The sequence below is a fragment of the Psychrobacter sp. AOP7-B1-24 genome (assembly GCF_052376215.1).
In the GTDB taxonomy this organism is placed as follows: Bacteria; Pseudomonadota; Gammaproteobacteria; order Pseudomonadales; family Moraxellaceae; genus Psychrobacter.
Window position 1 is genome coordinate 1 of the sequence record NZ_JBQSVL010000036.1, and the last position, 21,546, is coordinate 21,546.

Genomic DNA, 21,546 nt, shown 5'->3' on the forward strand with positions numbered 1-21,546 from the left:
CTAGTTGCTGCGAAATCATCCATAAAATCATACCTACCACAAAAATAAGAGCGCCAATATCTGCTAATAAGTCATAAGTCATAATATGTTATTCACCTTATCTCCAAGCCGTTCTCCAAAGAACGCTCCCGCTATGATTATTTAGCTATACAAATCAATCTCTTATATATCATCGTAGTTAGACGGTATTGCCTTACCATTTTGACAAAAAAACCTCACGTTATTCTTATTAATACCACTATCTTTTTTGAACCTTTCTAATCCACCTGATTGCTCAACAATTATATTATCCTGACAGTCAGTAACTTTACTTGGCAAGTAAGCTTTATCATCCTTACAAATAAATTTAGTAGTGCCTTTAGGTAAATTATTTTCTTGCCAAAACTTATCTGCATCTGAGGGCTTTAGTTGTGTACTGATAAGCTCTCCATAGCAATCTTCTGATAGTCCATAGTCTTTATCAGATATATATTCCCCACCGCCCAAGATATCGCTTTGCTTATAACAAGCGGTCAGACTGACAGTTACTGCTGTGAGTACAGATAGATAGATAATATTTTTCATGATGTTGCTCTTGTTAGGAATAAGCATCCAATTGCTTATTGCAAACTACTCAAAGGAACAGGAGTCACAGTGCCGCTTTTACAAGTAAATCTCATGTTTCCGTTGTTTAAATTGTACTTTGATCTAAATCCTTCTACACCACCAGATTGTTTTGAAATCAAGCTACCTTGACAGTCAGTGACTTTGCTAGGTAAGTAAGCTTTACCGTCCTTACAGACAAAGTCAAAGATTCCTTTAGGTAGATCATTATTTTGCCAAAAGGTATCAGCATCTGAAGTTGAAAGCTCCATGCTTATATTGTTTCCTTTACAATCTCCTACTAATCTTCCTTGTTTGTCTTTTAAATACCCTCCACCCCCTCCAATCCACGTCTTAGGATCCATCTTTATACAAGCGGTAAGAGAGAGTAGGCAGACACCTGCTAGGATCGTGCTGATGATTTTCATAATGTTGCTCCTGTTAGAAATAAGCATCCAATTGTTTATTGTAAGCTACTTAAAGGAACAGGAGTAACAGTGCCATTATTGCAAGTAAACCTCATATTTCCATTATTCAAATTATACTTTGCTCTAAATCCTTCAACGCCACCAGATTGCTTAGCAATGAGATTGCCTTGACAGTCCGTGACCTTGCTAGGTAAGTAAGCTTTGCCGTCTTTACAGACAAAATTAGTATTTCCTTTAGATAAGTTATTATCTTGCCAAAACCTTTCGGCTTCTGAACTAGGTTCGCCAGTAAGACTTAAGTGATTTCCTCTACAATCTCTAATTAGTCCTTGATCATCTGATAGATATTCTGTTCCTCCTGATAAATAGTCACTATTCCAGTTTTGAAGAGTACCGCAGGCGGTGAGAGAGAGTAGGCAGACACCAGCTAAGATAGTATTGATAATTTTCATAATGTTGCTCTTGTTGGTTAACCATGAATGAGGTGTCGGGAAAACAGATTTTTATTATCGTTCGTAAAAATAACAACAATAGTTGAATGAATCAAGACATCATTAACTGTCTTAAGCTGAAGAGGGTTTTTTCTTAGGAAGAATTTGAAAAAAACGGTCTTTTTTATTCCTGATTTCTGTATTTTATCTATTTTTATTCCAACCAATATCATCATTTACCGATCATAATTTTTTTATCAAATATAACTAACATTAAGTTTGCATACTAGCCTTTATATACTCTACTATCATACAATGAGCTTTATAAGCCGTCATAAGTCGATGTATTCCATCGCAGCACGTGTAGTCTAATTTTAAGCCTCTCCTATAATCCCAAGTATTCAACCTTGCCCAACAACCAAAAGATACTCTCATGACCAAAAATTTCTCTCAAACAGCGGCTTTCATCTGGTCTGTCGCTGATCTCTTACGTGGTGACTTTAAGCAATCTCAATACGGCCGTATCATCTTGCCATTCACACTACTGCGCCGCCTAGAGTGCGTATTAGCAGACACCAAAGCTGCTGTGGTTGCTGAGAGTGAGCGTATCGCTGAAAAGGGTCTGCCAGAGGAAGCACAAGAGAAGTTCATCATTCGTGCCAGCAAGCATGCGTTTTATAATACCTCGCCCATGGATTTGAGCAAGATGGGTCAGAGTGATATCAAAGACAACTTAAACACCTACGTGCAGTCATTCTCAAAAGACGCGCGTGAGATATTCGAGCACTTCAAGTTTGAAGAGTTTGTCGGTCAGCTGGCGGATGCCAACCTACTTTATAAAGTGGTGCAGAAGTTCGCCAATACCGATCTTAGCCCTAACGCTATCTCTAACCATGAAATGGGCTTTGTGTTTGAAGAACTGATCCGCCGCTTTGCTGAGAGCTCGAACGAAACTGCAGGGGAGCATTTTACTCCGCGTGATATCGTTCGCCTGACGACTTCATTGGTGTTTATGGAAGATGATGATGCGCTGACCAAAGACGGCATTATTCGCACCATTTATGACCCTACGGCAGGTACGGGCGGTTTCTTATCCTCTGGTATGGAATACGTGCTAGAGCTGAACCCTGATGCGGTCATGCGTACCTATGGGCAAGAGCTTAACCCTGAGTCTTATGCTATCTGTAAAGCCGATATGCTGATTAAAGGGCAAGAGGTGAATAACATTAAGCTGGGCAATACCTTGTCTAGCGATCAGCTGGTCGCGGAGAAGTTTGACTACATGCTGTCTAACCCGCCGTTTGGGGTGGATTGGAAAAAGATATCAGGTGAGATAAAAGATGAGCACGAGCAAAAAGGCTTTGATGGTCGCTTTGGGGCGGGCTTGCCGCGCGTGTCTGATGGGTCGCTATTGTTCCTGATGCATCTGATTAGCAAGATGCGTCCGATTACTGATAATGCTAAAGATGCAGATAGCAGCAGCAACCAAAATAACAAGCAAGGCAGCCGTATCGGTATCATCCTAAATGGCTCACCGCTATTCACAGGCGGCGCAGGCAGTGGCGAGAGTGAGATTCGCCGCTACATCTTAGAGGCCGATTTACTTGAAGCTATTATCGCTCTACCGACCGATATGTTCTATAACACGGGCATTGCCACCTATGTATGGGTGCTCAGCAATAAGAAAGCGCCTGAGCGTAAAGGTCGCGTACAATTAATCGATGGTAGCAATCTATACAGCAAGATGCGTAAATCGTTGGGCTCTAAGCGTAATGAGATGAGTGAAGACGATATCAAGACCATCACCAAAAGCTTTGGCAACTTTGAGGTGGTCGATGCGCGCGTACTCGATAAGCCGGAAGAGGTGAAGTCTAACCGTGGCCGCCAATCGGCAAACCCAAAAGCTGAACCTGCCAAAACCTTTGCCAGTAAGATATTTGCCACCCATGAGTTTGGCTATCGCCGTATCACCATTGAGCGTCCGTTACGTCTGTCTGCTCAGCTATCCGACAGCGCCATTAATAGCTTGCGTTATGCGCCTAAGCCATTTGATATGGTCATGCCAGCACTGTATGAGGCATTTGGCCGTAACTGGACAACTGACAGCAATAATAACAGCTATGGCGATTTATCAGCGGTCACCTTAGAAGCGCGTGCGATGATTAAGGCTGACTTTAGCGAGCTAAAAGAAAAGCAAATCAAAGATGTGCTTGATGCCAAGCTCTGGCAAACACAACTTGCCCTAATGAATAAAGCCAAAGCGTTGCAAACGGCTATCGGTGAAAACCAATTCGATGACTTTAATGAGTTTGATAAGGTGTTTAAACAAGCGTTAAAAGACGCTGATGCCAGTGATGATATGAGTTTGGATGCGAAAGAGAAGAAACAGCTGCTAGACGCCATCACTTGGAAGAACCCTGACGCCGAACCCGTCATCAAAAAAGCAGTTAAGGTTGCCAATCCGTTGTATGGTGCGTTTAGCTATAAACCAGCCGCTAGTAATCAAAGAGCAGACAAGCCAGCCAAAATAGTTGAGTTCCAAACAGACAGCGATTTACGCGATTATGAAAACGTACCGCTGAATCCTGAGGTGACGACCACCGAGCTGATTGAAAGTTACTTCGCCCGTGAAGTGCAGCCGCATGTGCCTGATGCGTGGATCAATGCCGATAAGACTGATGCCATTGATGAAGATGTTGGCATTGTTGGATTTGAGATACCGTTTAACCGTCATTTCTATGTGTATGAGCCACCGCGTCCGCTTACTGAGATTGATGCAGACTTGGATGCGGTTAGCACTGAGATTATGAAATTATTAAACGAGGTGCATTCATAATGGCGAAGTATCAGCGGTATGAAGAGTATAAAGAATCAGACGTTGAGTGGTTGGGGCAAGTTCCTACTCATTGGGGAACTAAATCGCTTAAATATTTATGCACTTATAACGATGAAGTTTTGTCAGATTCAACCAGTAAAGAGTTTGAATTAGAATATGTGGATATTGGGAGTGTTTCGTCAACTGAAGGCATCACAAACACTGAAAATATGGTTTTTGAAAAAGCTCCTTCAAGGGCAAAAAGAGTTGTGCAAGACGGTGATGTTATTATTTCTACTGTACGAACCTATTTAGAAGCTATTGCCCCTATAAATAATCCACCACAAAACATGATTGTTTCAACTGGATTTGCAGTGATACGTCCTAATGAATGTTTATATAAAGGTTATGCTGCTTATTGTTTGAGAGCAAAAGGTTTTATTAAAGAAGTTGTATCTCTATCTGTTGGTGTAAGTTATCCAGCTATTAATGCCACTGATTTAGTTAGCATTAAAATTCCATCATTACCGTTTGATGAACAAACCCAAATCGCCAATTTCCTCGACTTTGAGACTGCCCAAATTGACACCTTAATCGAAAAGCAGCAAACCCTTATCCAACTGTTAAAAGAAAAGCGCCAAGCCGTGATTAGTCATGCGGTGACCAAAGGCTTGAATCCTGATGCACCGATGAAAGATTCGGGTGTGGAATGGTTGGGGAGCGTGCCGGAGCATTGGGATATCGTGAAGCTTAAATGGAAAGCTAGTACGACGAGTGGAGGTACGCCCACTACTTCAAAGTATGAAGATTATTATGAAGATGGTGATATACCTTGGATTCGTACTACTGACTTAAATAACGATAAGTTGAATGAAACGCCAATTATGATTACACCAAAAGCAGTTAGAGATAGCGCGTGTTCTCTATTGCCTAAAAATAGTGTGTTGATAGCTATGTATGGCGGTGCTGGCTCTATTGGAAAACATTCATTATTAAGATTTGAATCTACTATTAATCAGGCTGTTTGCGGTGTATTGCCGAGTGAGGCTTTTGTACCTGATTACTTACATCGCTTTTATGAGTTTTATCGTCCTTTTTGGATGATTGGTGCAGCGGGAACAAGAAAAGACCCTAACATAGGTCAAGATAATATTAAAGAAGCTAGAATTCCTATACCGCCATTAAATGAACAGCACCAAATAGCTGATTACCTCGATAAAATGCAAAATCATTTTGATGCTTTAACTGAAAATGCGGAACAAGCCATTCAACTGATGCAAGAACGCCGCACCGCTTTAATATCTGCTGCGGTTACGGGCAAGATTGATGTGCGGGGCTGGCGGGTAGCTGATGATTAAACAACTTATTATTTTTTCGGCTGTTATCATAGTATATATGGCAGTACCTGATTTTGCTGGTGGTATTTGGGCAATAAAAAACGGTCAATTTGTCTCAAGTTTCCTTTTTACTACTATCCTAATAGCTTATTCTGGAGGTCTTATCATTGAAAGCCTCTCTTATTTGTCTTTAAAGAAGCTAATAGAAATCAAACCTGTATTTCGTTTTATAGGTCAACTAACTATTTCCATATTTTTATCACTGTTTATGAAATTTTATTACATAGCATTAATGTCAGTTTGATTAGTGCTTAAAAAACAGCCTACGGATTCAGCTTTATAATGATGGTTTTTGTTTTGTAAAGATTTTGTAGGGTGATTAAAATAAATACATGGTGCTTAAGAAGCACTTATGCAAGAACGCCGCACCGCTTTAATATCTGCTGCGGTTACGGGTAAGATTGATGTGAGAAGTTGGCGGGCGGCTGAGTAGAGCTGCTCATTTACCTTAAACGTCCAAGTTCTAACCACTAGAAAAAACATGGTCAAAAAAAGCCCCTAGTCTTATATTCCAACCACATGGGTTGGTAAAACTAGGGGAGTTGTTGCTTTTGATGGTATAGATTAGCGAACTGATAAAATAATAAATACTATCAATTTGAAGCTTGCTCATCAATAAGCGCTTGCGCTAGCTCTGGTATTCTTTCTGCATACCTTAGACATTGTGAGTATTCACTACTGCTGAAGGTCTCATCAAGTTTATAATCTGCTTTATGGCGTTTAGTCAAAAAATCAGTAAATTGTAAAGCGAGTCTTTTAGCCGCTTTGCTACCTGTAAGTTCTGCTATATCTTCAAACACACAAAAGACTCGATTATGAGAGCCTGTATTATTAAATGAACCCTCTCTACTCATATCATATTGGGGAAAATTATCTTTAATAACTATCAGCATAGTGTAATAGATTAAATAGTAGTGACGATTGATACAGGCTCTTTGAACTGCTTCTGCTGTAATATTTTTAGGATTAGGAAACAGGCTGTTTATAGCCTGCTCTAATTCATTTATTGTTACACTCAAACTAATATCCCTTGCTGACTAAGCAGATCATCATTCGATAAATCTTCGTCTTCCAATGGTAAAAAATTATATACTATGCGTTTATAATCTTTAAAAGATAATTCGCTATCGATTAAATCGTCGGTATATTTGTCATAAATCATAAAGCAATCGTCGATGCTAACATTAGGTATTTTTTGATTTAAGAGTAAAAACGTACCTACTTCATTATGCTGAATAGTAGTTGAAACCTGACTATCACCTAGATAATAAGTATTTAAAGCTCTAGCTGCAATAGATGAAATTGTTGTAAAAGTAACAATATTAATTTTCATTTGTTCTAGGATAGATAACTCTTTATCAATTTTGTTCAATTTTTCATGGGCTAACAGTAATAAATCTTTAGACTTATCGTTAGGGTCTTTGAATAAAGACAAACCTTGTGATAACGCTTCTTTATCTAGCGTTATTGACGAATCTACAATTAGTCTAGTCAGAGCATGCGTATTAAAATTATCTTCCTGTAAATTTATCAAAGTTAACTTTAACGCTTCTTCAAAGCGTCCAGTATTCGATAAAAGCGTCGCATAATCATCGCGCGCAACTGACTTATCCAGTCGATAAGACTTCTCAGCACAATTAACCGCTTTATCAAGCTTACCCTGCGCACGGTAGACTAGGGCTTCCATCAGGAAACCCTCAGCAGGACTACTCTTACGTAAAGCTTGAGCATCTTTTATCCAACGGCTAAATCTAAAGTTGTCAGGACTAATCATACCTTCAAAAGATATCAGAAAGTCATAGACCTCATTAATCTTAGACTGTGCTTGATTTACGGTCATATGTTTGGTATTTACCTATATTAGTATTACTATACTACCATCGGTAGTTTTTTTAGTAAATGCTCACATTGTTAGTGCTAAATATTCTAATCTTTACTTACTATTAGTTTAGTTATTCTCCTAAACTTAACATGACCGACACTACCTACGAATCTGTGTTCCAAGCCGATATCGTCACTCAAATGCAAGGCTGGCAAGTTGGTAGTTAGTAATGTGTAAATTGAGAGTTTTTGTGCTTAACGAAGATTAAAACTAGAAAAGGACTTCAATAATGAAGTGTTACTCAGTACTAGCAGTAAGTATCTTATTGTCAGCAGTAACTAATATTGCTCAAGCCGAAGTCTACAAATGGCAAGACGAGCTATGTGATATCCAAGGCGAGTTCGATAATAAAAAGTATAGCGCCAAGCAAATCGAAAACTCGCATTTTATGCTAAATAATCTAACGAGTAAGCAGCTACATAGCTTTTCTTCTCCTGTTTACCCTAGCGACTTGAACAGAGTATCAAAGTCAGACCTAGACAACTTAAATCAAGAATATCAGGCACGCAAGCGTAAGGTTGAGCAATTAGAAGTCGTGCCACAAGCGCAAACCTACAAGCGTGAGCTGCTAAAGTCTATTGAAGGCGAGTATGTTCGTGATAAATTAAGTATTTTGGCTTATCTAGATCCCATACAAGCAATGAGGATGAGTCCGCTGATGTGTAAGCAGTATCTTGCGCCCTTTTTTAAAGACGAAACCGCTGTGCAAAACAAATGGCAAGAGCTCGTCGAAGAGCAAATTCAGGAGCAAACACTCTTTAGTAATGATGGCGGTAAATATTCACGCAATTTGACTACAGAGCGTTATCAGAGCCAAAAAGCCAGCGACCCCGAAAACTATGCCAAAATCAACTTACTGACCTATGGCTTTAGTAATTGCGTGAATGATCAGATCTATCATACTGACTCTGAAAAAGTCTTTGCCAATTATAATCGGCTGAATAAAACCATCTTTGGTAAGAGCCTAAAGATGGTGTGTGAGGAACCGTAGCGGTTGGTTTGAGCGTGTAAAGACAGAGCGCTTATATGCCTTTAATCACCTACGAATCTATATGCTAACGAATATTTCTATACCCATAAGGATGATTTTAAGTCTTGATCGTCTATTACGCTTGATTCTTATCGACATACGCACAAGCAGATTATTAACATCTTAGGAATCGTATCAACTATTATTCTTTATACTCAATTCAGTTCAGTCAACTTTCTTATCGACATAAATGCTATAAACATAAAAAGGTGCGTCTGCAGCTGCTCTTTGATTTGTATAACTAAGAAACTCGTTAGCAATACCAAAATTTTCAAACAATCCATGTTTATTTAGATGTTGTAAATAATGTTCCCTGCAATATACAAGCTCTATATCTGTGTAGCCACAGTTTGATAGCCCACTCAATGTACCGCCACTAGCGACATCGTAACCAAGAAAAAACATGCTTTTATCAATAGGCTCTGACTTATATTCCATAGCCCAAACTTCTACAGGTACATATTCAAAAAAATGTAAATAACTGGCATTTAGCACTCTGTTTTTTTCTGTAATTCTATAACCTGTTAAATCGACAAGTCTTTCTTTGTTACGCCATTTGATGTAGTTATCCATCCTCTCTTGTTCAGACAATTCATCGAAACAATCATAACTTTCCTCCCAAACATTACTATCTACTGACTTAGGTAGCCTAATATGAGGGTCTATTAAAAACTGCGATCTTCGTTCATTGGTCCAGTCAGGATCATCGTTTATCTGACTTACCGAATACCCTATTAGAATAGTGTCCATATTTACCTCGACTTAAGTTTTTACTGATGATCGTTATCGCTCTAGTATGAAAAGTAATAATACAGCTACGTTTAAATGATTTGAGGCGCTTCAAACTTGCAGGTTTGACACTCTTATTTTTTATGTATCTCGTCAATTGTGTATTATTTTGCTACTATTGCCAAAGCTGATTTTATCTCAACTATAGTTAGGAAAATAATATTTTTCTAGTACTCAATTGCTGATGCAATCATTTGAAGCGTTCTGTGATTTATAAAGGACGACCTATATTCTAACGAATGTTTCTATACCCATAAGGACAAATAATGTTTTGGTCTGCAAAATCTAGAGCTACCCTGAAAATAACGCTGCTCAGTCTATTGGTCGGCCTCTCACTATCAGCGCAGGCGAGTAGCTTAACGACAGCCGAAGCACTAGCTAACAAAGGGAATGTAGATTCTCAGTACAATCTCGCAGTGATGTATGACACTGGCGACGGTGTCGAGCAAGATAGCAAAAAGGCAGTAGAGTGGTACCAAAAGGCGGCCAATCAAGGTGACGCTGCTGCTCAGAATAATCTAGGCGTTATGTATGATTTTGGCGATGGCGTTAAGCAGGACTATGTCAAGGCAGCACACTGGTATCGCAAATCTGCTGAGCAAGGCAACCCATTGGCGCAAAGAAACCTTGCAGTAATGTACGAGATGGGCAGCGGTGTGGAAAAAGATTATACACAGGCTGCACAATGGTATCGCAAGTCAGCGGATCAAGACGATGCGATTGCTCAATATAATTTTGGATTAATGTACGAAGAAGGTCGTGGTGTTGAGAAAAACGATGCTAAGGCAGTTGAATGGTATCAAAAAGCAGCGATTCAAGGTGATATGCGTGCTCAGAATAATCTAGGCACTATGTACTATGAGGGCACAGGAGTACCTCAAGATTTTCATAAAGCGTATTCATGGTTTCAGCAAGCTGCTATTCAGGGCCAGTCTTTGAGTGAGTATAACCTAGGCATGATGTATGATTTGGGGCAAGGCGTAGAGCAAGATAGCAAAAAAGCAGTAGAGTGGTATAAAAAATCTGCTGATCAGGGTGATGCTCAGGGGCAAGGTGCGCTCGGTTGGGTATATTATATCGGTCAAGGTGTGGAGCAGGACTATAACGCGGCATATCAATTATTGCAAAAAGCAGCCAGTCAAGAAAATGCTGATGCTCAAAATAACTTGGGTGTGGTTTATGAAGAGGGTTTAATTGTACCTACGGACTACACCAAAGCACTTAAGTGGTATCAAAAAGCTGCTGAACAAGGACATCCATTTGCTCAGAATAATATCGGCAATATGTATGAAATGGGTCGAGGTGTAGAGCAAGATTATACCGAAGCGGCAAAATGGTATCGAAAGTCGGCAGATCAAGATAATGGCTGGGGTCAAGCAGGTCTAGGCTGGGCTTATTATTCTGGTCAAGGAGTCACTCAGGACTATGCCAAAGCACTTGAACTACTAGAGAGATCTGTTGAACAAGAGGTAGCCATAGGTCAAAATAATTTAGGCGTACTATATGTAGAGGGTAAAGTGGTACCAAAAAACTTATCTAAAGCTTTTGAGTTGTTTAGTCAGTCCGCGACTCAAGAAGAAGTGCTTGGCCAACGTAATCTAGGTATGATGTATATGATGGGTTATGGCGTTGACCAAGATGATGAACGAGCGGAAAAGTGGTTTAACATCGCTTGTGATAATGGCGATGTCGTAGGCTGTGATTTGTCCGAAGCTTTGAAGATGACATTCGATGATACTGTCGCTGCATTAGAATATGTCTTAGAGTCATCATCAGATAGGTAGTTTTCGTATTTAAGCTCTTAAGGTTCATAAAAGGAAGTTGCTATCACTTTACAAACGCCACACCCAATCGTTAAGCGGTATAAGCAGTTATTTTGGGCGCTGATTTACAGCCCTGTAGTTGCCTATGTAGTCAACGCTTACTTTACTTATAGAGGGTACAAAAGACACGATTCGAATTATGAATTTTCTTTAGATTTTTTTATGAGTACCGCTAAATATATGATGTTTGATATTGCAATGACTTTCATGTTTCTTTGGATTCCATACGTTTGGCCAATCGTTATATTTTACCTGTTTGTATTTTATAAGGGTTTGACATCTACAAAAGCAGTCGTTGAAAAACATAGAACCTTGTTATTAACGCTACTACTAGTACTGTTCTTTACATTTACTGAAGAGTATTCAGAATTTATAGTTTCGGGGATCTAATTATTTGAATGATGCAAAAATAATAATAAATTTTAATGGACTCAATATGATCGACACTACCTACGAATCTGTCTTCCAAGCCGATATTGTTAATCAGATGCAAGCGAAAGGCTGGCAAGTAGGTCATGCCAGCGGCTATACGGCAGAGACCGCGCTATATGAACAAGACGTGCTCGACTTTGTGCAGACGACCCAGCCAAAGGAATGGGAAAAGTTTTGCCGTACCTTTCCTATCGATTCTGAGCGTCACTTTATCACCGCATTGGTTAAGCAGCTAAACAAGGCTGATGAACACTCAACCGATAGAGCCTCACGCACTTATGGCACATTGGGCGTATTACGCCATGGCCTCAAGATTCGTAACGCACGTTTTGACCTATGTCAGTTTAAGCCTGAGCACAGCCTTAATCCTGAGACCATGGCACGCTATGAGGCCAATATCTGCCGTGTGGTTCCTGAGGTGGTCTATAGCCCTCATACCAGCCTAAAGGATAGCACTGACGGTAAAGTCGCTAAGCGTAACCGTATCGATGTAGTGCTGTTCGTCAATGGCTTGCCTGTCACAACGATGGAGCTAAAGTCTGAGTTTAAGCAAGCGGTGCAAAATGCGATTACTCAGTATAAGAAGACACGCCTGCCTAAAGACCCTGATACCAAGAAACCTGAGCCGCTACTGACGTTTAAGCGTGGCGCATTGGTTCACTTCGCTGTTAGTCAGTATGAAGTCTATATGACCACGAGGCTGGCAGGAGATAGTACTTACTTCTTACCATTTAACAAAGGTACCAGTGAGGGCGGCGCAGGTAATGATACGCCTAAAGATGTCAGCCAATATGCCACTGATTACCTATGGAATGAAGTGCTCACGCCAGAGAACCTACTCGCCATCCTTGGCCATTTTATGCACTTGCAGATTGATGAGGAAGAGGACGCGATTGGCCGTAAGTCTAAAAAAGAGACCATGATGTTCCCGCGTTATCATCAGTGGGATGTGGTGACTAAATTGGTCAATGCCGCTATTGATGAAGGTGCTGGTCAAAAATACCTCATTCAGCATAGTGCAGGATCGGGTAAGTCTAATTCTATCGCATGGACGGCCCATCAGTTATCGACCTTGTATAACGATCAAGGCAATAAGCAATTTCACTCTGTCATTGTCATCACTGACCGTACCGTGCTCGATGACCAATTGCAGGACACCATCTATCAGTTTGAACATGCTGATGGCGTGGTGGGCAAGATCAATAGAAAAGAAGGTGACGGCTCAAAGTCTGAGCAGCTTGCCAGCGCATTGGTCAACTCGCAGCCGATCATTATCGTGACCATTCAAACCTTTCCATTTGTACTTAAAGCGATTGAAGACTCAAGTGTGCTCAAGTCGCGCCGTTATGCCATCATCGCCGATGAAGCCCATTCGTCACAGACAGGCTCAACGGCTCGCCAGCTTAAAGAAGTGTTGGTCTCAGGTGATACAGAGAATAATACTACTGATAATGACGCGCCGCTATCTAGCGAAGATAGCCTTGATGTCATAATGGATGCCACGCTTGCTGCACGCCGTAGTAGTCCTAATCTAAGCTACTATGCTTTCACAGCCACACCTAAACCGAAAACCATCGAGCTATTTGGAAGGCTGCCTAACCCTGACTTGCCAGCATCTAAAGATAACCTGCCAGCCGCTTATCATGTCTATTCTATGCGCCAAGCGATTGAGGAAGGCTTCATCTTAGATGTGCTCAAGAACTACACCAACTATAAAGTGGTCTATCAGCTTAAGCAAAAGATGGCTGCTGCTGATGATGAGGTAGATGCTCGCCGCGCCAAGATTAAGCTGAATAACTGGGTGCGCTTGCATGAGCACAATATCGCGCAGAAGGTTAAGATCATCATTGAGCACTTTAATGACAATATTAAAGGTTTACTCGGCGGGCAAGCCAAAGCGATGGTCGTGACAGGCTCACGTAAAGAAGCGGTACGCTACAAAATCGCTTTTGATAACTATATTGCCGATTACGGTTATAGAAACATCAATGCCATGGTCGCGTTCTCAGGTGAAGTCACCTTTAACGACAATGACCCTGATAGCGGTGCATTACTTGGCGAGAAGTTCACCGAGCATAATATGAATATCGGGCTAAAAGGCCGTGATATGCGTAAAGCCTTTGACAGTGATGACTATCAAGTGATGCTAGTGGCTAATAAGTTCCAGACAGGCTTTGATCAGCCCAAACTGTGCGCCATGTATGTCGATAAGAAGCTAACAGGCGTGGACTGCGTACAGACCCTTTCACGGCTGAACCGTACCTATAAAGGCAAGGCAGAGAGCGGTACGTTTGTGCTCGACTTTTTTAATGATCCTGACGATATTTTAGAGGCCTTCCAGCCATACTATGAGACCGCAACCTTAGCGGATGTGTCTGACCCTGATCAGGTGTTTGATCTTTACGAGAAGCTACGTGCCAGCGGTATTTTCTTATGGCATGAGGTAGAGCAATTCGTTGAGGCCTTCTACAGCAAGAACAAGTCTAACGCGGCCATTAGCAATATCTGCAAGCCAGCGGTTGAGCGTTGGCAAAAACGCTATAAGCTAGCACGTGAACAAGCACAGCATGCCAAGGTGATGCTAGAGCGTACCAAAGCCACGGGTGATGTAGTACTGATGACCAATGCGGAGAATGACTACAAAGGCTTTAAAACTGATCAAGATGCGCTAGAAATCTTTAAGAAGGATTTAGGCACTTTTACCCGCCAGTATGAGTTTATGTCGCAAATCGTGGACTATGACGACAAAGAGTTAGAGAAACTGAGCCTATACGCGCGTAACCTACAGCCGCTACTACGTGAAAGCGTGGACAATGAAGAAAACGTTGATCTAAGTAACATCGTCATGAGTCATTACCGCGTCTCAAAGCTGCACCAGCAAGACTTAAAGCTACAAGAGGGCAAGTCTGAGTATCAATTAGATGGTGGCAGTGGAGCAGGTACGGCAACACCTAAGGACAAACAAGAAGCGCTGCTATCACAGATTATTGAACGGTTGAATGAAGTTTTTGCTGGTGAGGACTTTACCGACAAGGACAAAGTGAACTTTATGAATACCATCTGGGATAAGGTCACTGAAAACGAGATCGTGGTCAAGCAGTTCACCAATAACAGTGTTGATCAGATTATGCTGGGCGGTTATCCAAACGCTGCCGAGGACGCTATGTTTGATGCCAAAGGGACGTTTGAAGACATGACCATGCATCTGCTGTCTAACCCGAGTCAGTTTAAGCAGTTTATTCGATTGATGCTTGATACGAAGTTGGGTGATGTCGCATAAGTTAGGTTTTTAGTCCTTTTTACGCTTTTCTTGATGCCAAATTCTCTTGACGCCATGGTTTTGATTTAAGTTTTAAGTGCGGTTTTAGACACAAAAAATCCCCAAACAATCTAATGCTTGAGGCGAAACTTGAATAAAACTTAAGTTTAAAATTATGGTGCGCTCGGCGGGAATCGAACCCACGACCCTCGGCTTCGGAGACCGATACTCTATCCAACTGAGCTACGAGCGCATAATAAACTGTCTACTATTTCTATCAACACAGTAGCTTAACAGGTGTCAAAGGCTTTCTTAAGTGTTGAAAAATAAAGACCGCTTAGTCTAACAAATAAATAGCATAAAGCCAATAAATCAAGGCTTAGATTAATGTTTTTTTAGAAAAAACAAGATAGTCATTAAACAGGCATGGCAATTTACCTGCCTTTTCCCTTATAATGCTAGGGAGAATTCATATTTATAATCACCGATTACAAGTGTGCCAGCACGCTAGCACTCTGTTTGCTATTGATGACACGTTATCATCAAAGGAGGACAAACAGTTTGTCTGAGTCGTGCAAGCCTTTGTACATGTAATAAGAGAACGTGACGAATGAGAAAAGTAGTTATGTTATCGGCAGCTGCCATTCTAGGAATTGCTAGTATCGCGGTGAGCCAAGCCGAAAGTGTTGTAGAAACTCCAGCAGCTGCTTCTGATGCAGCAGCAACGCAAGAAGTTGTAGAAAGCGCACCAGCTGAATCAGATACTGACACCGAAGCTGCTGCTGATACAACAGAGGGCGATGCTCCTACCGAAGAGACTGCCGCTGCAGCACCTGTTGCTGAAGAAGAGCCAATTCCACAAGATACGCCGCAAGTGCAAAAGCTCATTGCATTATATCCTAACTTGATTGCTCGTATTCAGCCTGTGGCTACAGTATGCTTTGAAGACGATGAAGTCTGTGATGTAACTGCACGTGCTGCTGGTCCAGCAGCTGGTGATGGACCTCGTGATGGTAAGGCTGTATATAATGCCGTATGTCATACTTGTCATGCAGCGGGTCTGTTAGGATCTCCTGTTTTCGCTGATGCTGGTGCTTGGGGGCCGCGTATTGCCCAAGGTACTGATACTTTATATGATCATGCTATCAACGGTCTCAACTCCATGCCTGCAAAAGGTGGTGCGGATATTCCTGATGAAGAAGTTCAGAATGCCGTAGATTATATGGTTGAAGCAGCAAGCTAATTTTTAACAAGTGCTTAGCTTAGCTTTTACGATAGATATCTAAAAAGCGCCTATCTCATTCAGTGAGATAGGCGCTTTTTTAATCATAAATATTATCAATATGAGAGTTCTACTACATTGCCGTTGAAATTCACTGACAGCAGCCTCATTTTATGACATTACGATACATCTTCTAACTACTCACTGTCTGAAAATATTTTGACATACATTTATAACAAACAAAGAGGTCTTCATGTCTGAGGTACCAGCACTTACGATAAAGAATTTATCCAAGACTTATGACAATGGGTTTTCGGCATTAAAAGGGGTGGATTTAACCGTACCACAGGGTGGTTTTTTTGCGTTACTTGGTCCCAATGGTGCTGGTAAATCAACCATGATTGGCATCATTAGCTCATTATTTAAGCCTACGACAGGCAGCGTGCATATTTTTGGTAATGATTTATTAGAAAACCCTTCGATTGCTAAGCAATATCTTGGCATCGTGCCCCAAGAATTTAATTTCAATATGTTCGAAAAAGTCGAAGATATTTTGATCACACAAGCAGGTTACTTTGGTATCCCTGCCAAAGAAGCCAAGCCACGATCGAAACGACTACTGACGGCGCTTGGTCTATGGGATAAGCGTGATAGCAAGTCACGCGAGCTATCAGGTGGCATGAAGCGCCGTTTGATGATTGCCCGCGCATTGATTCATAAACCAAAATTATTGATTTTGGATGAGCCAACAGCAGGTGTCGATATCGAGCTGCGTCGCTCTATGTGGGAGTTTATGCAGCAGATTAATATCGAAGAAAAAACCACGATTATTCTGACCACCCATTATCTAGAGGAGGCGGAACAGCTGTGTAAGCGTATCGCTATCTTGGATCATGGTGAGATTCGTATCAATACGGAAATGAAAGACTTACTCGCACAGCTATCCGTTGAGACGTTTGTTTTTGATTTAGAAACACCACTTACGCGTCAATTGGTTTTGGAAGGAGTGACAGGGGTTTCACAGCCGGATGAACAGACAATCGAGGTGACGTTGACAGAAGGAGAGTCGATGAATAACGTCTTTGCTCAGTTATCAGAGCAAAGCATCACTGTGGGCAGTATGCGTAACAAAGCCAATCGACTAGAAGAGTTGTTTATGCGCTTGGTAGATAAAAATATTCAAAGTGCAGATAGCATGAAGGAGGCAGGATTATGAGTCAAGAAATAATGGATCATAGTAAAACCATGTCATGGAGCAAGAAGTGGATTGCTTTTCGCACGATTTTGTTAAAAGAAGTTCGCCGCATTTTGCGAATTTGGCCACAGACATTACTGCCACCCGTCATTACCATGAGCCTCTATTTTATTATCTTCGGTAAGATGATTGGCTCGCGTGTGGGTGAGATGGGCGGAGTGCCGTACATGCAGTTTATCGTGCCTGGTCTAATTATGATGTCGATTATTACCAACAGTTACTCTAACGTTGTCTCGAGCTTTTTTAGTGCTAAGTTTACTTCTAGTATTGAGGAACTGCTGGTCTCTCCTGTATCCAAGCACGCGATTCTGATGGGGTATATCAGTGGCGGTATCTTCCGTGGGCTGGCCATTGGTGTCATTGTCTCAATAGTCGCGCTGTTTTTTACTGATTTAGGCATTGAGCATTTATTTGTGACGATATTTACCGTGCTCGGCACCTCTATTTTGTTTTCACTTGGCGGCTTTATTAATGCTGTATTTGCCCGCTCATTTGATGATATTTCTATCATTCCAAGCTTCGTACTGACACCGCTTACCTATCTTGGTGGTGTGTTCTATTCAATGGAAAACTTGTCACCATTTTGGCAAAGCATCTCGTTATTGAACCCTATCGTTTATATGGTCAACTCATTCCGTTACGGTATCCTTGGCTACTCTGATGTCAATGTTTGGTATTCGATGGCGGCTATTTTTGTATTCTGTGCGATATTTTATACCATCGCCTATCGCTTGCTCAGTAATGGCTCACGTGTGCGTTTATAAATTAAAAGATGACGGAGGTTTATAAGTCGTCATTTGTCATAAGTAGCTTGTAATTCATAGACTGATAACCTTATTATAAGAGCCCAATATTGTTGGGCTTTTTTTATGTATAAAATCTTTGTAAGCAGTATGAGTAAGGCTGCTACCGCAGGTCTGTTAATGGCAGTATTCAATCACGCTGATAAGTTAAAGATGGTCTATAATATGCAAATTTATCTACAGATTGAAGGTATCAATTATGGCAGTTTCTAGTCATTTGCCAACATCCACAAGTACAACTGGAACGGGTCAATGTACGGCTATAATTACTATATCTAGAATGCAACCGTTTACCGTACATTTTAGACGGCCTGATATCAAGCCGTTATCAGCTAATGAGATAAAAGGCTCTATAGATTATTATGATGGCAGTTATGGTTTTGATTGGCTAAGAGATGAGTATATCTACGATATTGAGGAAGTATATGAATTAGGTAAAGATCCTTCAACAAATAACACTACACTTATGAGATTATATAAAGGTAAAGTTGAAGATTTAATTAATGAATATAGTAGGTTTAGTTCTTCAGACAAAAAAATCGCTGAAATTGAAAGTATCGAAACAGTACTAAAAGAAACTTACGTACCAGCTTGGTTATCTATTTTTCCAACCAGTTATAGCTCAGATGAAAATAGTACTGGCGTAGATCTATACTTACAAGTGGAGCAAGAACAACTGTTAGGAGTAGCTATCTGCCCATTGCAGAGTCCTGAAAGTATTGCTATCTCGTTTGATGCGGGCAATGATAGTGGTATCAGCATCACAGCACCAGGTATTAGCACTTTGGCTGATTTGCTGGGAGGGAGTGAGACTGAGTTAAAGCGACATTTTGACGGTCCAGAACTGCAAAATAAAGTGATTAGACGCTATAGAGATAACAGTAAAAAAATAAATATTACCGCCACGACTGGTAGTGATAAGGTGAGAGTCATTAAGATCATCGCTACTACTAAAAAAATAACCAAAACGGTTGGTTTGTTGTGTGTGTACCCGAATGATACGATCAAGCAAGCTGATATTAAGGCAGTTCCTTACATCATCTTCAAGAACGGAAAAGAGTCTCCCATGCCTAATCCTATTGACATACAACAGTATGTTAATCGGTATTTTTTAAACCAATCGTTAGTTCAAGGCACGGTGAGTAGAGAGCCAAGTTTGGATATCACCAACAGTGAGCAGTTTACCAGACCTATGTTGGATAATTTAAATAAGAATATGAAGACTTATATTCAGGTTAACCCTGCGACAAATACTTATTATATAGATAGCCGACATGCTAAATCCTTTAGCGATACAATGGTAGCACTCTATGAGGATGCCCGTAAGCTGAAGCTTAATGATGATGGTGATAACCAAAAAACATATGTCTTTTTTACAGACTTTCCTGTATATAAGCCACTATCAGGAAATTTCAGTTATGCAGTCTACGGGGCGGCAGAAAATACAGAGCAGACACTTTGTTCTAGTTGTTCTGCCAAAAAAACCGTCTGGGGAAACACAGTCGTTATGTTTGCATCTGGTAATACTAGGTTAGGAAAGATCTCTCATGAATTGGGCCATAGTTTTAGCTTACCTCATACTTTTGACAACGGTCAGTCGACACCTCATGCTTTTTATCAAGGCTACACAGATAACGTGATGGATTATCCAAATAAAATCAATACGGAAATAAAAAATCCATACGAAGACAGTTTACTCTCTTTATTTAAATGGCAATGGAACCTCATTCGTCAGGATAGAAGTATCAAATAACAGGCAGCTTTATTATTATGATTCAATCAAAATTGTTGTTAAACAGTCTTATCGTTTTAGCTGTTGGCTTTGTCACACTGTCAGCGCACGCCTATGAAGCATTTCAAAGTGCTTGTTTCCCTGATGGTTATATACCAGATCCTAACGATGAGCTGCCTTATGCGCCACCAGAACCCTTAACAGGCATTGAGAGAGAAAAGCCTATCGTATTGATGACTAGGAAGGAGTTTAACGAGAGAATACGGTTATCACCACTGTGGGAGTCTTTGTATGATAAAGAGTTAGAGTATGGTAGCTATGGTTCTTCTTATAGTTTTAAAACGTTAGGAGAGCTGATGGGTGCTAATAGTTATATTCGTGTCACGAGTCATTTAGATGGACATTACTGGAAAGAGAGTCAGAGGCTTACTCAGTTATCTTATGGCAATCATGATCTTAAACAAAGAAATCAGTATCACCACCAGCTCCTAGAGCAAGAAAGGATTGAGATGATCGAAACTCTCAAATTAGCAATAGATAATATAGATGATAAAACCGCTAGCGAGATCATTGATAAGCTGTATGAGCAGTATATGGACAAAGTGAATAATAAGGCATATCTATCGGATGCAGAGACTATCCATACTTATATCGAGTATGATGGCAAAAATATATCTTTTTGGGGTAAGGTTAACTGCAAATACGATATGTTTACTGGCATGACTATTGATTAAAGTATCCTAGCTATAAATTAAAATACGAAGGTATTTGGTGGTTTGGGACAGGATAAGCATTGACTGTATCCTTATTTTAAAATGGCTATGGAACATCATGATTCAATCAAAATTGTTGTTAAACAGTCTTATCGTGTTAGCTGTTGGCTTTGTCACGCTTTCAGCGCAAGCAAGCTTACCCAAAGCAACTATTGATGATTATGTTTGGGAGATGATAGAAGGGCCTATTTATCCTAACTGGGGTGAGGATTGTTATAGTAAAGATGAACCAAAATATCGAGCTTGCCTGGATCAGAGTGCGATGATTTATAATCAAAATCTCATCGAAAAACTACAATTATCAAAATATGTTTCTCGTCAGCTAAACCAAACCACTATTACCATACCCAATCATGAAGCACCTATCATATTGACCGATACGCCTGTACAGGACATAGACGGGGACGGCCTTAGATATGTTTATCTGATAAATCGCTACGATGAGGATAAAAACTGGCTTTATCTATCTGGACAAGTCTATGAAACGAATAACACAGTATTTGTTGATCTAAACACGGGCGCTACACAAAACTTTGAGGGATCGCATTTGATGTTTTCACCAGATATGACTTATGCAGCCACTGTTAAAGTTGAGTTTCCAGGAGAAGAAGAGGTTCTCATTTGGAAAAAAGACAAACACGGTAACTATCAATATGATAAAAGCAATATAGATTATGATAAATTTAGGCAACATTTCAAGTTTTATAACAGTCGTGAGGATAGTCTACGGCCTTATAGTGTAAAGCTTGAATGGGTTACCGATGATAGCTTATTAGTAGACTTTTATTTTAAGATGAATGAACGTGACACTATTGCTTATCGAGTACGATTTAATTATGTGAAGACTGAGCCTACCTCAGACTGGCAAATGATTCCCATAAAATAGTTCATTG

The 21,546-nt window shown here is 40.5% G+C and carries 19 protein-coding genes, 1 tRNA gene and 1 pseudogene; 14 read left to right on the top strand and 7 right to left on the bottom strand.

Features of this window, described 5'->3' with window-relative positions:
- Window positions 1-162: 162 nt before the first annotated feature.
- Genes ACT3QP_RS08735 through ACT3QP_RS08745 form a run of 3 tightly spaced genes read right to left on the bottom strand, consistent with a single transcriptional unit; the run spans window position 163 to window position 1,462 of the window.
- Complete coding sequence (locus tag ACT3QP_RS08735) at window positions 163-564, bottom strand: hypothetical protein (protein ID WP_444525206.1); 402 nt, start codon at window positions 562-564, stop codon at window positions 163-165.
- A gap of 35 nt (window positions 565-599) precedes the next feature.
- Complete coding sequence (locus ACT3QP_RS08740) at window positions 600-1,010, bottom strand: hypothetical protein (protein ID WP_444525207.1); 411 nt, start codon at window positions 1,008-1,010, stop codon at window positions 600-602.
- Window positions 1,011-1,045: 35 nt separating this feature from the next.
- The gene (locus tag ACT3QP_RS08745; RefSeq protein WP_444525208.1) at window positions 1,046-1,462 is read right to left on the bottom strand and encodes a hypothetical protein; all 417 of its coding nucleotides are present in this window, start codon (window positions 1,460-1,462) and stop codon (window positions 1,046-1,048) included.
- 412 nt (window positions 1,463-1,874) lie between these two features.
- On the opposite strand from ACT3QP_RS08745, the gene ACT3QP_RS08750 reads away from it, so the two are divergent.
- The 4 genes and pseudogenes from ACT3QP_RS08750 to ACT3QP_RS08765 all read left to right on the top strand — a co-directional run.
- A complete protein-coding gene (locus ACT3QP_RS08750) occupies window positions 1,875-4,277 on the top strand; it encodes a type I restriction-modification system subunit M (RefSeq protein ID WP_444525209.1) in 2,403 nt (800 codons plus the stop codon).
- A complete protein-coding gene (locus ACT3QP_RS08755; protein ID WP_444525210.1) occupies window positions 4,277-5,614 on the top strand; it encodes a restriction endonuclease subunit S in 1,338 nt (445 codons plus the stop codon). Before ACT3QP_RS08750 ends, ACT3QP_RS08755 begins: the two co-directional genes overlap by 1 nt.
- Window positions 5,607-5,897, top strand: coding sequence for a hypothetical protein (locus ACT3QP_RS08760; protein WP_444525211.1), 291 nt, complete (start codon window positions 5,607-5,609; stop codon window positions 5,895-5,897). The genes ACT3QP_RS08755 and ACT3QP_RS08760 overlap by 8 nt, the downstream gene beginning before the upstream one ends.
- A gap of 105 nt (window positions 5,898-6,002) precedes the next feature.
- Window positions 6,003-6,086: pseudogene (locus ACT3QP_RS08765) on the top strand (type I restriction endonuclease subunit S); the annotation flags it as partial.
- 160 nt (window positions 6,087-6,246) lie between these two features.
- Here the strand turns inward: ACT3QP_RS08765 and ACT3QP_RS08770 are convergent.
- Window positions 6,247-6,672: a hypothetical protein gene (locus ACT3QP_RS08770; RefSeq protein ID WP_444525212.1), complete on the bottom strand. Its 426-nt coding sequence runs from the start codon at window positions 6,670-6,672 to the stop codon at window positions 6,247-6,249.
- A complete protein-coding gene (locus ACT3QP_RS08775) occupies window positions 6,669-7,493 on the bottom strand; it encodes a tetratricopeptide repeat protein (RefSeq protein ID WP_444525213.1) in 825 nt (274 codons plus the stop codon). Before ACT3QP_RS08775 ends, ACT3QP_RS08770 begins: the two co-directional genes overlap by 4 nt.
- A gap of 271 nt (window positions 7,494-7,764) precedes the next feature.
- Here ACT3QP_RS08775 and ACT3QP_RS08780 point away from each other — a divergent pair, with 271 nt between their 5' ends.
- The gene (locus tag ACT3QP_RS08780) at window positions 7,765-8,526 is read left to right on the top strand and encodes a hypothetical protein (RefSeq protein ID WP_444525214.1); all 762 of its coding nucleotides are present in this window, start codon (window positions 7,765-7,767) and stop codon (window positions 8,524-8,526) included.
- A gap of 204 nt (window positions 8,527-8,730) precedes the next feature.
- Here ACT3QP_RS08780 and ACT3QP_RS08785 read toward each other — a convergent pair whose 3' ends face one another.
- Entirely contained in the window at window positions 8,731-9,315 is a 585-nt protein-coding gene (locus ACT3QP_RS08785) for a hypothetical protein (RefSeq protein WP_444525215.1), read from the bottom strand.
- A 305-nt stretch (window positions 9,316-9,620) separates the two neighbouring features.
- Here ACT3QP_RS08785 and ACT3QP_RS08790 point away from each other — a divergent pair, with 305 nt between their 5' ends.
- Complete coding sequence (locus ACT3QP_RS08790; protein WP_444525216.1) at window positions 9,621-11,138, top strand: SEL1-like repeat protein; 1,518 nt, start codon at window positions 9,621-9,623, stop codon at window positions 11,136-11,138.
- A gap of 475 nt (window positions 11,139-11,613) precedes the next feature.
- Window positions 11,614-14,889 (top strand): type I restriction endonuclease subunit R, encoded by a 3,276-nt coding sequence (locus ACT3QP_RS08795; RefSeq protein ID WP_444525217.1) that lies wholly within the window; start codon window positions 11,614-11,616, stop codon window positions 14,887-14,889.
- Between the two features lie 155 nt (window positions 14,890-15,044).
- Here ACT3QP_RS08795 and ACT3QP_RS08800 read toward each other — a convergent pair.
- Window positions 15,045-15,121, bottom strand: a tRNA-Arg gene (locus tag ACT3QP_RS08800).
- A gap of 357 nt (window positions 15,122-15,478) precedes the next feature.
- Between ACT3QP_RS08800 and ACT3QP_RS08805 the strand changes: the two genes are divergently transcribed.
- From ACT3QP_RS08805 to ACT3QP_RS08835, 7 genes are all read left to right on the top strand, one after another.
- On the top strand, window positions 15,479-16,111 hold the full coding sequence (locus ACT3QP_RS08805; protein ID WP_444525218.1) for a c-type cytochrome: 633 nt from the start codon (window positions 15,479-15,481) through the stop codon (window positions 16,109-16,111).
- Window positions 16,112-16,343: 232 nt separating this feature from the next.
- Complete coding sequence (locus tag ACT3QP_RS08810) at window positions 16,344-17,306, top strand: ABC transporter ATP-binding protein (protein WP_444525219.1); 963 nt, start codon at window positions 16,344-16,346, stop codon at window positions 17,304-17,306.
- Between the two features lie 29 nt (window positions 17,307-17,335).
- On the top strand, window positions 17,336-18,109 hold the full coding sequence (locus ACT3QP_RS08815) for an ABC transporter permease (protein WP_444525224.1): 774 nt from the start codon (window positions 17,336-17,338) through the stop codon (window positions 18,107-18,109).
- Window positions 18,110-18,214: 105 nt separating this feature from the next.
- Window positions 18,215-18,361: a hypothetical protein gene (locus ACT3QP_RS08820; RefSeq protein WP_192520302.1), complete on the top strand. Its 147-nt coding sequence runs from the start codon at window positions 18,215-18,217 to the stop codon at window positions 18,359-18,361.
- The gene (locus ACT3QP_RS08825) at window positions 18,348-19,901 is read left to right on the top strand and encodes a hypothetical protein (RefSeq protein WP_192520303.1); all 1,554 of its coding nucleotides are present in this window, start codon (window positions 18,348-18,350) and stop codon (window positions 19,899-19,901) included. The genes ACT3QP_RS08820 and ACT3QP_RS08825 overlap by 14 nt, the downstream gene beginning before the upstream one ends.
- Before the next feature lie 17 nt (window positions 19,902-19,918).
- A complete protein-coding gene (locus tag ACT3QP_RS08830) occupies window positions 19,919-20,614 on the top strand; it encodes a hypothetical protein (RefSeq protein ID WP_192520304.1) in 696 nt (231 codons plus the stop codon).
- Between the two features lie 97 nt (window positions 20,615-20,711).
- Window positions 20,712-21,539: a hypothetical protein gene (locus ACT3QP_RS08835; protein ID WP_444525220.1), complete on the top strand. Its 828-nt coding sequence runs from the start codon at window positions 20,712-20,714 to the stop codon at window positions 21,537-21,539.
- Window positions 21,540-21,546 lie beyond the last annotated feature (7 nt).

Coding starts and splice junctions, on each gene's coding strand:
- ACT3QP_RS08760 (WP_444525211.1), top strand. CDS start 5,607: ATGATTAAACAACTTATTATTTTTTCGGCTGTTATCATAGTATATATG.
- ACT3QP_RS08815 (WP_444525224.1), top strand. CDS start 17,336: ATGTCATGGAGCAAGAAGTGGATTGCTTTTCGCACGATTTTGTTAAAA.
- ACT3QP_RS08755 (WP_444525210.1), top strand. CDS start 4,277: ATGGCGAAGTATCAGCGGTATGAAGAGTATAAAGAATCAGACGTTGAG.
- ACT3QP_RS08790 (WP_444525216.1), top strand. CDS start 9,621: ATGTTTTGGTCTGCAAAATCTAGAGCTACCCTGAAAATAACGCTGCTC.
- ACT3QP_RS08830 (WP_192520304.1), top strand. CDS start 19,919: ATGATTCAATCAAAATTGTTGTTAAACAGTCTTATCGTTTTAGCTGTT.
- ACT3QP_RS08820 (WP_192520302.1), top strand. CDS start 18,215: ATGTATAAAATCTTTGTAAGCAGTATGAGTAAGGCTGCTACCGCAGGT.
- ACT3QP_RS08775 (WP_444525213.1), bottom strand. CDS start 7,493: ATGACCGTAAATCAAGCACAGTCTAAGATTAATGAGGTCTATGACTTT.
- ACT3QP_RS08825 (WP_192520303.1), top strand. CDS start 18,348: ATGGCAGTTTCTAGTCATTTGCCAACATCCACAAGTACAACTGGAACG.
- ACT3QP_RS08750 (WP_444525209.1), top strand. CDS start 1,875: ATGACCAAAAATTTCTCTCAAACAGCGGCTTTCATCTGGTCTGTCGCT.
- ACT3QP_RS08745 (WP_444525208.1), bottom strand. CDS start 1,462: ATGAAAATTATCAATACTATCTTAGCTGGTGTCTGCCTACTCTCTCTC.
- ACT3QP_RS08805 (WP_444525218.1), top strand. CDS start 15,479: ATGAGAAAAGTAGTTATGTTATCGGCAGCTGCCATTCTAGGAATTGCT.
- ACT3QP_RS08795 (WP_444525217.1), top strand. CDS start 11,614: ATGATCGACACTACCTACGAATCTGTCTTCCAAGCCGATATTGTTAAT.
- ACT3QP_RS08735 (WP_444525206.1), bottom strand. CDS start 564: ATGAAAAATATTATCTATCTATCTGTACTCACAGCAGTAACTGTCAGT.
- ACT3QP_RS08740 (WP_444525207.1), bottom strand. CDS start 1,010: ATGAAAATCATCAGCACGATCCTAGCAGGTGTCTGCCTACTCTCTCTT.
- ACT3QP_RS08785 (WP_444525215.1), bottom strand. CDS start 9,315: ATGGACACTATTCTAATAGGGTATTCGGTAAGTCAGATAAACGATGAT.
- ACT3QP_RS08810 (WP_444525219.1), top strand. CDS start 16,344: ATGTCTGAGGTACCAGCACTTACGATAAAGAATTTATCCAAGACTTAT.
- ACT3QP_RS08835 (WP_444525220.1), top strand. CDS start 20,712: ATGATTCAATCAAAATTGTTGTTAAACAGTCTTATCGTGTTAGCTGTT.
- ACT3QP_RS08780 (WP_444525214.1), top strand. CDS start 7,765: ATGAAGTGTTACTCAGTACTAGCAGTAAGTATCTTATTGTCAGCAGTA.